Genomic DNA, 16,276 nt, shown 5'->3' on the forward strand with positions numbered 1-16,276 from the left:
CGGCGGCGTCGTCGTGTCCGGGACCATCCGGCCCTCGCCCGGTGCCCCGACGGGCCGCCTCGGGTCGGCGCGGCCCCCTGGTGAGCACCTTTTGTGGCCCGGAGGACTCATGCGGGGGTCGCCATGAGTCGCCAGCGCAGCAAACATTGGCGAATGGCGGTCCCAAAGACCCTGGTTCGCTAGGGACGGGGGATCCGCCGGCCAGTGTCGAGCGTCGAGTGTCGGATGTCGGGTGTCGGGTGTCGGTGGTCCAGGGCGGGGTGCCGGATACCTGCCGTCCGCCCGGGGTCAGGGGCCGCTGGAGCTCGGTGACGTCGGCGACCTGGGAGTCGAGGCGGGCGAGGGTCTTCTCGGCGGGGACGGTCGCGGCGACGCCGTGCGCGCCGGCGCCCATCGAGATCCGCCGCTCGGGATCCCCGGCCAGGGACGCGTCGGCCACCACCGGCCAGGCCGTGGTCGCGCCGAAGGGCGTGATCGTGCCGCGCTCGTAGCCGGTGACCTCCTTGGCGACCTCCTTGTCCGGCATCGACAGGCGGTTCACGCCCAGCACCGCGCGCGGCTTCGGCCAGGAGATCTCCCGGTCGCCGGGCACCAGCACGAAGAGGAAGTCGCCCTCGCCACGTCGCACCACGAGGGTCTTGACGATGTCGCGGGGCTCGACGCCACGGGCCGCGGCCGCCTCGGCGAGGGAGCCGACCCTCCCGTGCCGGGTGATCTCGTGGGGCAGGCCCAGGGCCTCCAGGGCGTCGGTCGCACGCTGCTCGCTCATGAAGCCAGCGTAGGCCCCGACCCCGGGAGTGCAGTGACCGGGCACGCAGTCTCCGGGAGCGCGGCTCCATCCGGCCGTCGGGACCCTCGAGCGGCGTCCAGCCCGCCCTCTCGTACAGCGGCCGGACCGCCTCGGACACGCCTGCAGCACGATCCGCTTCGGCCTCATCGGCTCCGGGTCCTCCCGGACGTGGTCGACCAGGGCGACGCCCAGTCGTCGTCCCCTGTGCGCGGGAGCCACGATCGACTCGGCGAGCCGGGCCAAAGTGACGCCGTCGGCGGCGGACGTGAGCGCGGTCGCGCTGACCTGGGGAGCTTGCGGGCGCCGCGCTACGGTCGAGGGATGTCCGTCGCGTGTCCCGATTCCCTGCCTGCCGCTGTCGCCCCCGAGGAGTACCCGTGGCTCGGGCCGTCGGCGACCTCCGCTCTCCTGCTGGCCGACGGGGTGGTGGGTCTCGAACCGGGCGCGGACGGCGGCGGGCGGCACGACGACGGCGCGTACGACGGCGGATCGGCCGGGGACGGCCTGCACCACGCCGGTCGGGAGGCCGACCGCGTCGCCCGGGCGCGTCCGGCCGAGGACCAGGACCGCCCGTTCGTGGACCGCCGGGAGATCGAGCGGGCCCTCGCCGCCGCGGGCGCCGCGCCGCTGGCCGAACGGACCCTGGTCCTCGCCGTCGGCTCCAACCAGACTCCCCGGACCATCGCGCGGAAGTACCGACGTGCGGTGCGCGAGCTCGACGTGACCACGCCCTTCGTGCGGCGCACCGTGCACGGCCTCGCCGTCGGCCATGTCGCGCGGGCCGCCGCTCCCGGCTATGTGCCCGCCGCGCCCTATCGCGCGGACGGGGAGCGGATGGAGCTGGTCGCGACCTGGTTCGACGAGGAACAGCTGGCTGTCGTCGATCGGACCGAGCCGAACTACGACCGGGCGCGGCTCGGCGCGGCGGACGTCCCGCTCCTGCTCGCGACGGGTGAGCGTCCGGAGCATGTGGACGTCTACGCCTCGCGATGGGGCGTGCTGGCCCGCGACGGGGTGCCGATCCCGCTGCGGCACCGGCGCGAGGAGCTGTTCGACGAGCTCCAGGGACTCACCGGCGAGACGCGCCTGATCGGCGACGCGGCGGAGGTCTGCGGCCGGCTCGCCGCGCGGCCCGACCTGGTGCACGACCTCGCCCTCGAGCACGGGCTCGTCGCCGCCGACGGGTCGCCGAGGTCCTGAGCTCCGGTCGAGTCCGGCAGTGCGGGGACAGGGGGCGGCAGAGGCCTCACGACGATCATTCGTTAGCTAGGCTACGTAATGACGGGTCTCTCGCCGACCCGTGATCCCTCGAGGACAGGAGCACCTCCGATGACCGCTCTCTGGTGGGTGCGCGACGACCTGCGGTCGCACGACAATCCCGCGCTCGCCGCCGCGGCGGAGGACGGCGACGTGATCGCCGTGCACGTCGACGAGCGCATCGAGGGTGTGCGGGAACCGGGCCGGGCGACCCTGTGGTGGTCGCGCACCACTCGCTGACGCGCCTCGGCGGCGCGGCGCGCGCACAGGGCGTCCCACTGGTGCTCGTCAGCGGGGACCCCGAGGAGCTGATCCCCCAGCTGGTGCGCGACAGCGGCGCCGACTCCGTGCTGTGGAACCGCCGGTACCACGCCCCCGCAGGGCCGTGGATGCTCGGCTGAAGAGCGCGTTGCGCGAGCAGGGCCTGCGGGCGGAGAGCTTCGACGGCTATCTGCGCGCACGAGCCCTGGACGATCACCACGCAGTCCGGCGACCCGTACAAGGTGTACTCGGCCTTCGCCCGCGCCTGCGGTGAAGCGGGCCCGCCCCGCGCCGCCGACGGTCTCCCGCCGCGTCTGAGCGGACCGCCCGACGGAGTGCGCGCCGGCGGGCACGAGATGCGCACCTGGCTCCGCGAGGAGCACCTCGAGCGGGTCCTCGACCGTCGGGGCTGGATCCCGACGTCGCCGGACTGGGCGGGTGGGTCGCGCGAAGCCTGGTCCCCGGGGAGCAGGGCGCCCGGCGCCGTCTCGAGGACCTCGACGGGGTGCTGGGCGCGTACGCGGAGGACCGGGAACGGCCTGCCACAGACGGGACCACCCGTCTGTCCCCGCATCTGCGCTTCGGCGAGGTCTCGCCCCACGAGGTGTGGCATCGGAGCGTGGAGTGCGGCCGCGGCACGGGCCCGGAGTCCTTCCGGAGGGAGCCGCTGTGGCGGGAGTTCGCCTGGCACCGGCTGTTCCACCTGCCGGATCTCGCGACCCGCAACGTCCGCCGGCAGTTCGACCGCTTCGACTGGCGGGAGGACTCGAAGGAGCTCCGCGCCTGGCGGCGGGGACGCACCGGCATCGACCTCGTCGACGCCGGGATGCGAGAGCTCTGGGAGACCGGGTGGATGCACAACCGGGTGCGGCTCGTGACCGGCTCCTTCCTCACCAAGAATCTCCGGCGGCGACTGGCGGCGCGGAGAGGAGTGGTTCTGGGACACGCTGGTGGACGCCGACGAGGCCTCGAACCCGTTCAACTGGCAGTGGGTGGCGGGTAGCGGGGACGACGCCGCGCCGTACTTCCGCGTGTTCAACCCTGCCCGGCAAAGAGGAGCGCTTCGACCCCGACGGCGACTACGTGCGACGGTGGGTGCCCGAGATCGGCACCGAGCGTCGGGACGACCCGATCGTGGACCTGCGCGCCTCGCGGCGAGACGCACTGGCCGCCTACGAGGAGGTCAGGGGCTCGCCGGCATCCTGAGCATCACACCACGGTGAACTGCACGGTGTGCCAGCCGCTCGCACCGTTCGGGGCCGGATCCGCCCGCTCCTCGGTCTGCACCTCGCCCTCGCCGTCGGTGGCCCGCACCGAGACCGAGTGGTCTCCGGGCTCCGCGTCCTCCCAGCGCAGTGACCACTGCGTCCAGGTGTCGGCGGAGACGTCGGCGCCGAGCTCGGCCTCCCGCCAGTCGCCGTCGTCGATCCGCACCTCGACCGCCGCGATGCCGCGCTCGCTGCGCCCAGGCGGTGCCCCCGAGCGTGACGGCGCCCTCCGCGTCGGGGGCGAGCTCGGCGAAGGAGCGTGGCACGTCGATGCGGGAGGCGATCTTGATCGGGCCGCGCTCCGACCAGCCGCGGGTGGTCCAGTAGGCGGTGTCGTCCGCGAAGCGGGTGACCTTCAGCTCCGTGAGCCACTTGGTCGCCGAGACGTAGCCGTACAGGCCCGGCACCACCATCCGCACCGGATAGCCGTGCTCGGCCGGCGCTGGCGCCCGTTCATGCCCACGGCGAGCAGGGAGTCGCGGGAGTCCGTGAGCGCCTCGAGCGGGGTGGAGGCGGTGAAGCCGTCGATCGAGCGGGAGAGGACCATGTCCGCGCCGTCCTGCACCCCGGCCCGCTCCAGCAGGGTGCGCACGGGCACGCCGAGCCAGGTCGCGTTCCCGGCCAGGTCGCCGCCGACGGTGTTGGAGACGCAGGTCAGCGTCACATGGGTCTTGGTCATCGGCTCCTCGAGCAGTGCGGCGAGGTCAACCTCGAGCTCCCGGTCGACCAGGCCGTGGATCCGCGGCGTCCACGTGCCGGGGTCCACGTTCGGCACCGCGAGGGCGGTGTCGATCCGGTAGAAGTCGTCGTTCGGGGTGACGAAGGGCGGCATGCCCGCGAGGTCCACCTGGGCGCCGGCGGGGATCGGGGCGGCGGACTCCCGCGGCGCGGGCGAGACGAAGCGGGCGACCTGGCGGGCCCGTTCGCGGCCGGCGTTCACCCCGCGCGCCCCGGCGGCGACGACCACGGCGAGCACGCCCACCAGGCCGACGCCGACCAGCGAACGGCGGCGCGGCCATGCGGCGTCCGGCGCGCCCGTCGGCTCCGACGAGGCCGTCGGCTCCGCCCCGGTCGTGCCGCGCACGGCCCGTCTCAGGAGCGAAGAGGGTCGGCACGGCGACGAGGGTGCCGAGCAGGGTGGGGAGCACGTCGAGCGGGGTGTTCTGGGCCCGCGTGAGCACGACGGCCATCGCGAACAGGCCGAGCCCCGTCAGCGCCGCGGCGGCGGGCACGGGGCGGGAGCTCGCCAGATGCCCGATCATCGCCGTGATGAGGGCGTACACCACGAACATCGAGGCGAACAGGATGAGCTTGTCCCAGGTGCCGAACAGCCCGATGACGAGGTCCTTCACCGCCGGCGGGACGATGTCCACGACGCCTCCGCCGACGGCGACGAAGGGGGCGGAGGAGGAGCCGAAGGCCAGGGAGACGAGCTCCGCGACGGCGACCAGCACGAGCCCGGCGACCACGCCGACCAGCGCCGACCAGCGGCCCGGGGCACGCTCCGGGCGGTGCGCCGGCGCTGGACCCGACCCTCTCCGAGGCCCGGCCGTACCGTCCTCGCGCTCCCCGTCGGTCGCCGGGGCCCCGCGCCCGCTCATGTCAGCTCTCCCTGCGCCATCGGGGCCATGGTGGGCTGGTCCGAGCCGCCGGCGGGCTCCACGGTCAGGCCGACGACGACGCCCTCCGGGATCGCGCCGGGATGCATCATCGCGGCGGACGGGTCCTCGAGCGACCCGGCGCTGGTGATCTCGTCGCCCTCGATCATCCACACCTGGTAGGCCCGGTCGGCGGGGAGCGCTGCGAGCCCGTCGGGCTGGATGATCATCGCCTGCTGGTCGCGGGAGTACATCAGCTCCAGCGAGCCGCCGTCGCCGACGGGGACGGAGAGCTGGGAGGCGTCGTCCGCGGCCAGGAGGGTCGAGAGCATCTCCCGCTCCTCTTGCGCCGCGGCCTGCTGCGACTCCATCGCCTCGATGGTCGCCTCCGCCTCCCGCGCGCGGCGCGCTCGGAGCCCCACAGGCCGAGGCCCCCGATCGTGGTGAGCAGCAGGGCGGCGGCCGCCGCGGCCGTCCACCGGGTGCGGCGCACGCTTGCGCGATAGCGGTCCAGCGGGACGACGCGTCCCGTCGATTCCTCGGGCTCCTTCGACGTCTCAGCGTCCTCCGACGTCCGCGGGCCCGTGGTCTCCTCGGGTCGCGTCGGCGCCGGGGCGCCCGTCGGACCGGGATCCTGCCTCGCCCCCGGGGTCGGCGTCGCCTCCGGGGAGCCGGTGCTCTCCGTCGGCTCGTCGTCGCGCGGATCCGCCTGCTCGTCCTCCGGCGGCGGGGAGAGCTGGCGGGTGGTCGCGATGCGGGCCATCACGGCGGACCTCAGCGCGGCCGGGGAGCGATCGGGGGCAGGCTCGCGGCGAGCTCGCCCGCGGTCTCCTCGAAGGCGCGGGCCTCGGCGGCGGCCTCGGGGTCCTCGGCGAGATAGCGGCGCATCCGCTCGCGCTCGTCGGCGTCCAGGGCGTTCAACGCCCAGGCGCCGGTCATGGTGTGCTTCTGCTCGTTCACGAGGTCACCCCCAGCCTGTCGCGCGCGACGATCATGCCGTCGCGGATCCGAGTCTTCGCCGTCCCGACGGGGATGTCGAGCGGCGCGGCGACCTCGCGATGGGTGCGGCCGCCGAAATAGGCGAGGCGGATCGCCTCGGACTGCGCCGTGGTCAGCGCCTTCATCGCGGCGCGCACGCGTGCGCTCTCGACCCTCATGATCCCCTCCTCCTGCACGTCGACCACCTGCTTTGCTCGAGCGTGAGCAGACCGTCCTCCGAGTCCCTGCGCCGCGCCGCCTCGCTCGAGCGGACCGTGTCCACGGCGCGTCGGTGCGCGATGGTGCACAGCCAGCCGTGCGCCGATCCGCGTCGGGCGTCGAACCGTGTGGCCTGCCGCCACACCTCCACGTACACCTCCTGCAAGACCTCCTCGCTCATCGCGACATCCCGCACCACGCGCCTGATCAGCGCGAACAGCCGCGGTGCGGTCTGGTCGTAGAGGCGGGAGAAGGCGTCCTCGTCCCCGAGCGCGGCGCGGTGCAGCGGCTCGGCGGGGTCGTCCGACGGGGGCCGCATCGCGTGCGGCCCCGGATCGACGGAGGACGCGTCGCCGAGCAGCGGGCGCGGCCCGGCGCTCTCGGGCGGCGGGTGCTCGGGCTCGGAGGGGGTGGGCTCGGGGGGCATGGAGCTCCTTCGGGGAGGGGGCCGAGGGGGCCGGGCCGGGCGATCAGCTCGCCCCGCCCCCTCGGGCCGACAGTGCAGTCTGCTCCGCTCAGTCCTGCTCCGCCATCGACGGCGGCATCAGGACGGTATCGATCAGGTACACGGTCGCGTTCTGGGTCGTGACGCCGCCGCAGATCACGGTCGCGCCGTCCACCATCAGCTCGTCGCCCTCGCCGGTGACCTCGACCTCCTCGCCCTGCACCGTGGTGTGGGTGCCGGCGATCTCGTCGGGCGAGAGCTGTCCGGGCACGACGTGGTAGGTGAGCACGCCGCTCAGCGCGTCGGAGTCCTCGGCCAGGGCGCTGAGGTCCTCCTCGGGGATCGCGGCGAAGGCGTCGTCGACCGGGGCGAAGACGGTGAACTCGTCGCCGTCGAGCGTGTCGGCCAGATCCACCTCGGGGTTCAGCTCACCGGAGACGGCCGAGGTCAGGGTGGTGAGCATCGGGTTGTTCGAGGCGGCGACGCTGACGGGATCCTGCGCCATGCCCTCCACGGAGCCGGCGCCGTCCGGCACCATCGCGGCGTAGTCCGCGCGACCCGCGCCGACGAGGTCCGCGGCGGGGTCTGCGGCCATGTCGCCGCCGCCGTCGGAGGCCATCCCGCTGTCCGCGGGCTCTTCCTGGCCGGCGGCGGGCTGGTCCTCCGCGGCAGGGGAGGCGTCCTCTCCCATCCCGCCGGAGCAGGCGCTCATCAGGGCGACGGTCGCAGCGAGCGCCCCGAGGCGGGGAAGCATTGTCCGAGTGGTCATGACGATCTCCTTCGTGGTGCTGCGATCGTCCTCGAGAGGTCCGAGGGCGGGACGCCCCGGGAGGGGAATCACGTGAGGAGTTCGGAGCCGCGACCCCGGCGGATGGGAGGAGATCGTCACTGGGTCGCCCGGCCGGTGCGCCGCGCCGCGCCGGGAGGGGTGTGACCTCGCGAACAACCGACCGGACCGGTTGGACTCCGCGGGCAGGCTCGGGGTAGCGTTGTGCGTCGGCGGAGATCCCCGGGAGCCCTCCCGAGATCGCCCTGCACGGGCCTATAGCTCAGTCGGTTAGAGCGCTGTCCTGATAAGACAGAGGTCGCTGGTTCAAGTCCAGCTAGGCCCACTTCGAGGATCGGAGGAACTCATGAAGAAGTTCATCACGACCACCGCTGTCGTGCTCACCACGGCTGTCGCGGGGATCCTCACCTGGCGGAAGGTCGAGTCCGACCGGATCCGCAACGATCTGTGGAACGAGGCGGAGCGCGTCTCCGTCGAGCAGGACATGGCGGCGCAGAAGCAGGCGCAAGCACTCCTGATCCGCACCGGTGCCGCAGGAAGTACGATCGGCACCAGCCACGGGGACTTAGCTCAGTTGGTAGAGCGGTAGCTTTGCAAGCTTCAGGTCAGGGGTTCGACCCCCTAGTCTCCACCAGGCAGGACAGACGAAGGCCCCTCCCCCGGGAGGGGCCTTCTGCGTGTCCGGTCGTGTCCGCACCGCCGTCGACTCGGGCCGGCCTCACTCCCGCGCCGTCGTCTCCGCGACCGTCCCGTCGACGCCCACGAGCGTGACGAGGTCGTCGTCGCCGAGACGGGCCCCGGGCGGGACCTGCGCATCGTCCTGCACGAGACAGCCGCGCAGACGGGCTCCGGCACCCACGTGCGCACCGTCGAGGACGACGCACTCCACCAGCTCGGCACCGGCCTCGACGACCGCGCCGGGACTGATCACGCCGCGGGTCACGCCGCCGGCCACGTCGCTGCCCTGGGCGAGCAGGGAGGTGCTCACCGCGGCGCCGTCCCGGACGCGGGCGGGCAGCAGCTGAGGTTGGGCGGAGAAGATCGGCCAGTCGGGATCGTCGAGGGTCACGCCGTCGCCGTCGAGCAGGTGCATGTGCGCCGCCCAGTACGAGGCGAGGGTGCCGATGTCTCTCCAGTACCCCTCGAGGCGGTGCTCGACGGTCCGGTGCCGCTCGACGAAGTGGGGGATGAGGTCGTCGCCCCAGTCCTGCGGCTCGCCGACCCGCTCCGGCAGAGTCCTCAGGGCCTCGAGCGGCGCGGGGGCGTCGAAGCAGAAGATCTCGGTGGCGACGAGATCTGTGGGCGGGTCCTCCGGCTTGTACCAGAACTCCTCGACGATGCCGCCCTCCCCGGTGCGCACCACGCCGTGGCGGGAGGCGTCCTGCGGGAGGCGGGTGGTGACCATGGTGAGCTCGGCGTCGGCGGCCGCGTGCGTGTCCAGCACGTCCAGCAGATCGATCGTGTAGAGGTGATCGGCGCTGAGCACCAGCACGATCTCCGGGGCGAACTCGGCGATGAGCTCCTTCTGCCTCCACAGGGTGTCGCTGTTGCCGGTGGCGAAGCCTTCGCCCTCGGCGCCCTCGAAGGGGGTGAGGGTGCGCGACCCGTCGTGGGTGCGGTCGAGGTCCCAGGGCCGGCCGGCCGACAGGTGCTCGTTCAGCGAGTGCGGGAGATACTGCTCGACCACCCACACCGCCCTGAGGTGGCTGTTGGCGAGATTGGACAGGGCGATGTCGATCAGCCGGTAGGAGCCGCCCACGCGGAGGGCGGGCTTGGCCTGCTCGTCGGTGAGCGCTCCCATCCGGGAGCCCTGTCCGCCGGCGAGGACGATTGCGAGGGTGCGGGGGATGCGCATACGGGCCAGGGTACGGCCGTGACGCGCGAGGGGGGAGTGGACCGACCGGCGGGTCCAGCCCGTCGGCCGCCCCGCCGAGACGCCGCCGGTCCGCGATCCGGTCGTGCGGAGTCCGTGGCCGCGCCCCCTCCCGTTCCGGTGGACGGTCGGCTAGATTCTCCATGCATGACACTCGACCCCGTCATCCGTCTCCGACTCTCGACGATGATGTTCCTGGAGTTCTTCGTGTGGGGCGCCTGGTTCGTCACGCTCGGCACGTACCTCGCCGCGGATCTCGGTGCGAGCGGCGACCAGATCGCCCTGGCCTTCCTCACCCAGTCCCTCGGCGCGATCCTCGCCCCCTTCATCGTGGGACTGATCGCGGACCGCTGGTTCGCCGCGCGCCGCATCCTCGGCGTGCCGCACCTGTTCAGCGCCGTGATGCTCTTCCTCGCCGGCCGGCAGGGCGAGTTCGGGGCGTTCTTCGTGTTCGCGGCGCTGGCGATGATCTCGTTCATGCCGACGCTCGCGCTTGCGAACTCGATCTCCTTCCGCCGCCTGACCAGCCCCGAGCGACAGTTCCCGGCGATCCGCGTGTTCGGCACCATCGGCTGGATCGTGGCGGGACTCCTCATCGGCTGGCTCGGTTGGGAGGCCGGGGGAGCGCTCGAGAACACCTTCGTCATGGCCGCGATCGGCTCGGCGCCGCTGGGCGTCTACGCCTTCACCCTCCCGCACACCCCGCCGGAGACGACGGGGGAGCGCGTCACCGTGCGCGACGTGCTGGGCCTGGACGCCCTCGCGCCGCTGAAGTCCCGCTCCTACCTGGTGTTCTTCCTCGCCTCGATCCTGATCTGCATCCCGCTGGCGTTCTACTACAACTTCACCAACCTCTACCTCAACGAGATCGGGGTGCAGTCCGCGGCGGCCGTGCAGTCCCTCGGCCAGGTCTCCGAGGCGCTGTTCCTGCTGGTCATGCCGCTGATGCTGAGGAAGCTCGGCGTGAAGTGGACGCCGCTGATCGGCATGCTCGCCTGGGCGCCGCGCTACGCCCTGTTCGCGTTCGGGGACGCCGGCTCCCTGCTGTGGCTGGTGATCATCGGCCTCGTCGCCGCACGGGGTCTGCTACGACTTCTTCTTCGTCGCCGGGCAGATCTTTACCGACCGCTTCGCCCCGAAGCACGTGCGCGCGCCGCCCAGGGGTTGATCTCGCTCGCGACCTACGGCGTCGGCCTGCTGATCGGCTCCCTGATCTCCGGCCCCATCGTCGACGCCTTCCTCGCGGCCGACGGCGCCCACGACTGGCGCACCATCTGGCTCATCCCGGCGGCGCTCGCCGTCGGCGTCGCGCTGTTCTTCGCCGCGCTCTTCCGGGAGCGGGAGACGGTCGAGGCGGCGGAGGTGCCGCAGGGGGCCTGAGGGCCGCCCTGCACGATCCCCTTCCTACACCGTCCGCAGCGAGCTGAACAGCAGGTTGGTCTGCGTGGTGCGGACGCCTGGGATCGCCCGGACCCGCTCCAGCACGAGGTCGAACTCGGCGAGGTTCCGAGCCCGGATCTGCGAGCACCAGGTCCCAGGTGCCGGTGGTGGAGTGTAACTGCTCGAGCTCGGGATAGCCGCGCGCCTCCCGCACGATCTCGGGGTCGCGGCTGTTCTCGGTCGCGACCAGCATCACGCCCTGGACCGAGTCGTGCTCGATGTCGCCGCTGACCCGGATCGTGAACCCCTCGATCACGCCGTTGTCCACGAGGCGGTCGATCCGCGAGGTGACGGTGGAGCGGTTCACCCCGAGCTCGCGGGCGAGGACGGCCACCGGGGTGCGGCTGTTCGCGCGGAGGAGGGCGATGAGGCGGTAGTCGAGATCGTCGAGCACGCAGACAGCCTAATACCGCCCAGCAGATTGCTCCTCATGATGCCGTTCTGCCCGGCATCTCGATCATTGCGACGCCGCATCGCCGCCTCCTAGAGTCTCTGTCGGCCCAGGTGAGGGCGTGATTCCGGGAGCTCCTCCCGCAGTGAGATCAAGGTGGTGAGAAGTGCTCGACGTGTCCGTCCTGCCCGCTTTCCTGCTGGCCGTCACGGTCATCCTCGTGACTCCCGGACCGGACATGGCGTTCATGGTCGCCACCGGCATCAACCAGGGCAGGCGCGCCGCCGTCCAGGGCGCCTTCGGGGTCACCTCGGCGATGACGATCTGGGTGCTCGTCGCGGCGACGGGTCTCGGCGTCGCCCTGACCCAGTCGCTGGCCGCGCTGGACGCGATCCGGCTAGCCGGCGCCGGCTATCTGGCCTTCCTCGCGGTCACGACCTGGCGCCGGGCCGGCGCCCCGCTCGCGGAGGCCTCGGTCGTGCCGAACGTCTTCCGCCGCGGCTTCGTCGTCAACATCACCAACCCCAAGATCGCGCTGTTCTTCGTCGCCTTCCTGCCCCAGTTCCTGGGCACGACGGGCGGCTCCGGGGAGAACCCCTTCGCGCAGATCCTCATGCTGGGCCTGCTGCTGCAGCTGACCGGCCTGCTCACCGATCTCGCGATCGGCGGCCGCCGCGGGGCTCTTCCGCGACGCCGTGCTCAGCCGGCCGCGCGTGCGCTACCTGCTCGACGGCGCGGCCGGCACCGTCTACGGCGCCCTCGCGGTGATGCTCGTGCTCGGGGTCGTGCACGGCTAGACCCGCGCCGCCGGTCGGCGAGAGACTGGACGCATGACCACCGCCGAACAGCACAGCACCACCCCTCGCACGGCTCTCGTCACCGGCGCGACCAGCGGGATCGGCCGCGAGGTCGCCCTGCGGCTCGCCGAGCTCGGCTGGAGGGTGATCGCCGTCGGCCGCGACCGCGAGGCCCTCGGGCGACTCGAGGAGGCCTCCGCGCTGATCACCCCGCGCGCCGCGGACCTGCTCACGGGCGACCTCGCCGCGCTCATGCCCGACCGCGTGGACGCCCTGGTCCACGCCGCCGGGATCTCCCCGTCGACCCGGGTCGAGGACACGGCCGATGCGGACTGGGAACGGGTCTTCGCCCTCAACGTCACCGCCGGTGCGGCGCTCGTCCGGCACGCCCTGCCGGCCCTGCGCGACGCGCGCGGCACCGTGGTGCTCGTGAACTCGGGCGCCGGCACCGCCGCCCGTCCCCGCAATGCCCCGTACGCCGCGAGCAAGCACGCGCTCCGGGCGCTCGCGAACGGCCTGCGCGCCGAGGAGGAGGGGAACGGAGTGCGGGTCTCGACCGTGTACCCCGGCCCCACGGACACCCCGATGTTCGGAGGGGACGTCGACCGGGGCGAGCTGATCCGCCCCTCCTCCGTCGCGAGAGCGGTGGTCATGGCCATCACCGCGAGCGAGGACGTGCGACTCACGGACATCCACGTCCGACCCCGCCGCGAGCTGACCTGGTGAGCAGGCCGACGGCCCCGGGGCCGGTGCGCTCCGCGCGGTCCCGGGGTTGTCGTGCGTCGTGGCGGAGGTGCGTGACAACTCCCGGGCCTCGGCGCCGTTCCGGCTGTGCGCGAGGTTCGAGAATGGGGTGCGGATCGGGGATCCGGACTGGCCGGCCTGGGCGCCCGACGAGCTCCGAGGGATCCCGGGACCGCCCTGACCGGCGCGTTCGATCGACCCGGTCCGGCGACGTCTCCGAGCCGGTCCCTGCGCCCAGTCCCCGTCTGCTCAGCTCCCGTCGGCCGACTGCGCCTGCGGGCTGCGCCGGCCCCTGCGGCTCCGAGGGTGCGTGCCGCTCGAGGAACTCGAGCATCGCCACCCGGTCCACTCCGGTGAAGGTGCCCGTCGGCATCGCGGCGAGCAGCGAGGCGTGCAGTCGCGCGACCGGCCACACCGAGCCGTGCCAGCGCTCGACCAGCTCGGGCGCGGGGCGCCGGCGACAGTCCGGGTCGGGGCGCTCGAGGAGTGGCGCACGCTCGTCTCTCGGCCCCGGAACCACTTCGTGTGCGCGAAGTCGGTGCCCACCGAGATGGAGAACTCCCCGCCGGAGCCGGACTCGATGCGGGAGGTGCACCAGTAGGTGCCGCCGGGCTTGTCGGTGTACTGGCTGTACTGCCGCATCCGGTCCTCGGAGCGGAACACCCGCCTCGCGCTCCACCAGCGGCACACCAGTCGCCCCTCCACCGCGCCGAGCGCATCGGTGGGGAAGCGGACGTGGTCGTTCTGGTAGGCCTTCACGATCGCGCCCGAGGAGTGCACCTTGAGGAAGTGCACCGGGATGTCGAGGTGATGGGTGGCGAGGTTCGTGAAGCGGTGCGCGGCCAGCTCGTAGGTGACGGCGAACTCGTCGCGCAGATCCTCGACCGACAGCTCCCGGCGCGCCTTCGCCCGCGCAGGAGCTCGCTCGCCCCCGCCTCCGGCACCAGCATCGCCGCGGCCAGATAGTTCACCTCCACCCGCTGGCGCAGCGACTCCCCGTAGTCGGCCGGCTCGCCCATCCCCAGCACGTGCGCGGCCAGGGCCTGCGGCACCGTGGTGCGGGGGTCGGCGGCATCGCGCCCGAGCGGCAGGTAGATCCGCATCGAGGACGCATCGGTGATCGAGCGGGCCGAGTGGGGGAGGTCCGGCACCGAGTGGAGGGAGAAGCCGAGCTCCTCGGCCAGCAGCGAGACCTTGCGGTGCGAGAGCGGGCCGCCGCTGTGCCCGATCCGGGCCAGCGGCTCCCGCGCCGTCTCCTCGAGGGCGGGGTAGTAGTTGCCGGCCTCGGACTGCTCCTGGCGCGGCTGTCCGTTGACGCGCCGTGCCTCCTCCGGGGTCGCGGCCCGCCGCTCGTGCAGGCGCCGCGGCTCCTCGTGCAGGGTCAGGATCGTCTCGATCGCCGCGTCGGAGAGGGTCTTGCGCACGGGCAGGTCCGGTAGGCCGAGCCCCTGGTAGAGGGCTCCGGCCTGCGCCTTCTCGAGCGCGATCTCGAGCGCCGCCCGGCGCGACGGGGGCTCGGGGTCCAGCAGGTCCTCGACCCCCACCTCGAGCACGCGCGCGATCCGGCGCAGCTCCCCGAGGCGCGACTCGCGCTTGCCGTTCTCGATCACGGACAGCTGCGAGGGTGCGCGGTCCAGGGCCGTGGCGAGCTCGGCGAGGGAGAGGCCGCGTGCGGTGCGCGCGGCACGGATCCGTCGGCCGATGAGCGGCGGGTCGACCTCGTCGTCGGGATCGGGCGCGAGCGCTCCGGGAGCAGGTGCGCCGGGGGCGCCGGTGCTGGAGCCGGCGCTGGCGGCGGGCCGTCGTGCGGCGTCGTCGGGACGTCGGCCGGAGGTGCGGGGCTGAGCGGTCATGCGGGCCACAGTGACACAGATTACTTCTGAAGAACAGAAATATCGCGGAAGTTCTTCGCTATCGGACCTTCTGAGGGGGTTGCGGAGCGGCAAGAGTGTGACCACTCGACGAAGTTCGTCGAGGACGGCGACCCCACCGGCCGCCGGACGAGCCCGAGGAGCCGATGATGACCACCCCGACCCCCTCCGCCCCGCGCGCGCCACCCGCCCCGGGGACCCGACCATGACCGCCGAGGAGCTCGCCCGCGACTGGGAGATCGACCCGCGCTGGGCGGGGGTCCGCCGCGACCACAGCGCCGAGGACGTCCTCTCCCTCACCGGCCCCGTCCGCGAGGAGCACACCCTCGCACGCCGCGGCGCCGAGCGCCTCTGGGAGTTGATCCGCGAGAACGACGAGGACCCCGGCTCCTGGATCTCCGCCCTCGGCGCGCTCACCGGCAACCAGGCCGTCCAGCAGGTCCGCGCCGGGCTGAAGGCGATCTACCTCTCCGGCTGGCAGGTCGCGGCCGACGCCAACCTCTCCGGCCAGACCTATCCCGACCAGTCGCTCTACCCCGCCAACTCCGTCCCCTCCGTGGTGCGCCGGATCAACAACGCGCCGCTGCGCGCCGGACAGATCGAGTTCGCCGAGACCGGCACCACCAGCCGCGACTGGCAGGCGCCGATCGTCGCCGACGCCGAGGCCGGCTTCGGAGGCGCCCTGAACGCCTACGAGCTGATGCGCTCGATGATCGAGGCGGGCGCCGCGGGCGTGCACTGGGAGGACCAGCTGGCGAGCGAGAAGAAGTGCGGCCACCTGGGCGGGAAGGTGCTCATCCCGACCTCCCAGCACGTGCGCACCCTGAACGCCGCCCGTCTTGCCGCGGACGTCTCCGGCACCCCGACGGTGATCATCGCGCGCACCGACGCGCTCGCCGCGACCCTGTTGACCAGCGACGTCGACGAGCGTGACCGGCCGTTCCTCACCGGGGAGCGCACCGCGGAGGGCTTCTACGAGGTCACCCCCGGGATCGAGCCCGTCATCGCACGAGGTCTGGCCTATGCGGAGTACGCGGATCTGCTGTGGGTCGAGTCCTCCACCCCGGACCTCGAGCTCGCCCGCCGCTTCGCCGAGGCGATCCACGCGCGGTTCCCGGACCAGAAGCTGGCCTACAACTGCTCGCCGAGCTTCAACTGGAAGCGTCACCTGGACGATGCGCAGATCGCCCGCTTCCAGCGCGAGCTCGCCGCGATGGGCTACGCCTTCCAGTTCATCACTCTGGCCGGCTTCCACTCCCTGAACCACGCCATGTTCGAGCTGGCCAGCGGCTACCGCGACCGGCAGATGAGCGCCTTCGTCGAGTCGCAGGAGGCGGAGTTCGCCTCCGCCGAGCACGGATTCACCGCCCACCGTCACCAGGCCGAGGTGGGGACCGGCTACTTCGACCGGGTCGCCACCGCCCTGAATCCCACCTCTTCCACGCTCGCGCTCGCGGGCTCCACCGAGACGGCCCAGTTCCACTGAGCGCCGTCGGCCCCGTCCCCGGGGCCGCGAGCGGAGACCCCGCCGCCCCCGGGCGAAGAACCAGCGTCCAC

General features: G+C 72.8%; 17 protein-coding genes, 2 tRNA genes and 2 pseudogenes. 8 read left to right on the forward strand and 13 right to left on the reverse strand.

From position 1 onward, the window contains the following. Positions 1-301: 301 nt before the first annotated feature. Positions 302-769, reverse strand: a pseudogene (locus WKH84_RS13885) (YbaK/EbsC family protein); the annotation flags it as partial. A gap of 342 nt (positions 770-1,111) precedes the next feature. On the opposite strand from WKH84_RS13885, the gene WKH84_RS13890 reads away from it, so the two are divergent. After that, on the forward strand, positions 1,112-1,990 hold the full coding sequence (locus tag WKH84_RS13890) for a hypothetical protein (RefSeq protein WP_341854078.1): 879 nt from the start codon (positions 1,112-1,114) through the stop codon (positions 1,988-1,990). A 129-nt stretch (positions 1,991-2,119) separates the two neighbouring features. Further along, positions 2,120-3,514: pseudogene (locus tag WKH84_RS13895) on the forward strand (deoxyribodipyrimidine photo-lyase). On the opposite strand, the gene WKH84_RS13900 reads toward WKH84_RS13895, so the two are convergent. From WKH84_RS13900 to WKH84_RS13935, 8 genes are all read right to left on the reverse strand, one after another. Further along, entirely contained in the window at positions 3,492-3,989 is a 498-nt protein-coding gene (locus tag WKH84_RS13900) for a hypothetical protein (RefSeq protein ID WP_341854079.1), read from the reverse strand. The pseudogene WKH84_RS13895 and the gene WKH84_RS13900 sit on opposite strands and share 23 nt — an antisense overlap. After that, the gene (locus tag WKH84_RS13905) at positions 3,932-4,351 is read right to left on the reverse strand and encodes a molybdopterin-dependent oxidoreductase (protein WP_341854080.1); all 420 of its coding nucleotides are present in this window, start codon (positions 4,349-4,351) and stop codon (positions 3,932-3,934) included. Before WKH84_RS13905 ends, WKH84_RS13900 begins: the two co-directional genes overlap by 58 nt. Then, entirely contained in the window at positions 4,281-5,177 is an 897-nt protein-coding gene (locus WKH84_RS13910; protein ID WP_341854081.1) for a hypothetical protein, read from the reverse strand. The genes WKH84_RS13905 and WKH84_RS13910 overlap by 71 nt, the downstream gene beginning before the upstream one ends. Next, positions 5,174-5,653 carry an anti-sigma factor gene (locus WKH84_RS13915; RefSeq protein WP_341854082.1) on the reverse strand — a complete coding sequence of 160 codons (480 nt, stop codon included), beginning with the start codon at positions 5,651-5,653 and terminating at the stop codon, positions 5,174-5,176. Before WKH84_RS13915 ends, WKH84_RS13910 begins: the two co-directional genes overlap by 4 nt. Positions 5,654-5,948: 295 nt before the next feature. Beyond that, entirely contained in the window at positions 5,949-6,134 is a 186-nt protein-coding gene (locus tag WKH84_RS13920) for a hypothetical protein (RefSeq protein WP_341854083.1), read from the reverse strand. Then, positions 6,131-6,310: a sigma factor-like helix-turn-helix DNA-binding protein gene (locus tag WKH84_RS13925; protein ID WP_341854084.1), complete on the reverse strand. Its 180-nt coding sequence runs from the start codon at positions 6,308-6,310 to the stop codon at positions 6,131-6,133. The genes WKH84_RS13920 and WKH84_RS13925 overlap by 4 nt, the downstream gene beginning before the upstream one ends. Positions 6,311-6,327: 17 nt before the next feature. Further along, a complete protein-coding gene (locus WKH84_RS13930; protein ID WP_341854085.1) occupies positions 6,328-6,798 on the reverse strand; it encodes a sigma factor in 471 nt (156 codons plus the stop codon). An 88-nt stretch (positions 6,799-6,886) separates the two neighbouring features. Beyond that, positions 6,887-7,585 (reverse strand): fasciclin domain-containing protein, encoded by a 699-nt coding sequence (locus WKH84_RS13935; protein WP_341854086.1) that lies wholly within the window; start codon positions 7,583-7,585, stop codon positions 6,887-6,889. Positions 7,586-7,854: 269 nt separating this feature from the next. Here WKH84_RS13935 and WKH84_RS13940 point away from each other — a divergent pair. From WKH84_RS13940 to WKH84_RS13950, 3 genes are all read left to right on the forward strand, one after another. Next, positions 7,855-7,928 (forward strand) — tRNA-Ile (locus tag WKH84_RS13940). Between the two features lie 21 nt (positions 7,929-7,949). Then, positions 7,950-8,192, forward strand: coding sequence for a DLW-39 family protein (locus WKH84_RS13945; RefSeq protein WP_341854087.1), 243 nt, complete (start codon positions 7,950-7,952; stop codon positions 8,190-8,192). Further along, positions 8,163-8,237: transfer RNA gene (locus tag WKH84_RS13950), tRNA-Ala, on the forward strand. Before WKH84_RS13945 ends, WKH84_RS13950 begins: the two co-directional genes overlap by 30 nt. 84 nt (positions 8,238-8,321) lie before the next feature. Here the strand turns inward: WKH84_RS13950 and WKH84_RS13955 are convergent. Next, entirely contained in the window at positions 8,322-9,458 is a 1,137-nt protein-coding gene (locus tag WKH84_RS13955; protein WP_341854088.1) for a sugar phosphate nucleotidyltransferase, read from the reverse strand. A gap of 165 nt (positions 9,459-9,623) precedes the next feature. Between WKH84_RS13955 and WKH84_RS13960 the strand changes: the two genes are divergently transcribed. Continuing rightward, on the forward strand, positions 9,624-10,856 hold the full coding sequence (locus tag WKH84_RS13960; protein WP_341854089.1) for an MFS transporter: 1,233 nt from the start codon (positions 9,624-9,626) through the stop codon (positions 10,854-10,856). Here the strand turns inward: WKH84_RS13960 and WKH84_RS13965 are convergent. After that, complete coding sequence (locus tag WKH84_RS13965) at positions 10,756-11,310, reverse strand: winged helix-turn-helix transcriptional regulator (protein ID WP_341854090.1); 555 nt, start codon at positions 11,308-11,310, stop codon at positions 10,756-10,758. The genes WKH84_RS13960 and WKH84_RS13965 overlap by 101 nt on opposite strands. Before the next feature lie 827 nt (positions 11,311-12,137). Between WKH84_RS13965 and WKH84_RS13970 the strand changes: the two genes are divergently transcribed. Next, a complete protein-coding gene (locus WKH84_RS13970; protein ID WP_341854091.1) occupies positions 12,138-12,830 on the forward strand; it encodes an SDR family NAD(P)-dependent oxidoreductase in 693 nt (230 codons plus the stop codon). Positions 12,831-13,097: 267 nt separating this feature from the next. On the opposite strand, the gene WKH84_RS13975 is transcribed toward WKH84_RS13970, so the two are convergent. Beyond that, on the reverse strand, positions 13,098-13,643 hold the full coding sequence (locus WKH84_RS13975; protein WP_341854092.1) for a hypothetical protein: 546 nt from the start codon (positions 13,641-13,643) through the stop codon (positions 13,098-13,100). After that, a complete protein-coding gene (locus WKH84_RS13980) occupies positions 13,604-14,701 on the reverse strand; it encodes a helix-turn-helix transcriptional regulator (RefSeq protein ID WP_341854093.1) in 1,098 nt (365 codons plus the stop codon). The genes WKH84_RS13975 and WKH84_RS13980 overlap by 40 nt, the downstream gene beginning before the upstream one ends. Before the next feature lie 223 nt (positions 14,702-14,924). Between WKH84_RS13980 and aceA the strand changes: the two genes are divergently transcribed. Then, positions 14,925-16,205: an isocitrate lyase gene (gene aceA / locus WKH84_RS13985; protein ID WP_341854094.1), complete on the forward strand. Its 1,281-nt coding sequence runs from the start codon at positions 14,925-14,927 to the stop codon at positions 16,203-16,205. Positions 16,206-16,276 lie beyond the last annotated feature (71 nt).

It is taken from the genome of Brachybacterium sp. GPGPB12, from assembly GCF_038396325.1.
GTDB lineage: Bacteria > Actinomycetota > Actinomycetes > Actinomycetales > Dermabacteraceae > Brachybacterium > Brachybacterium conglomeratum.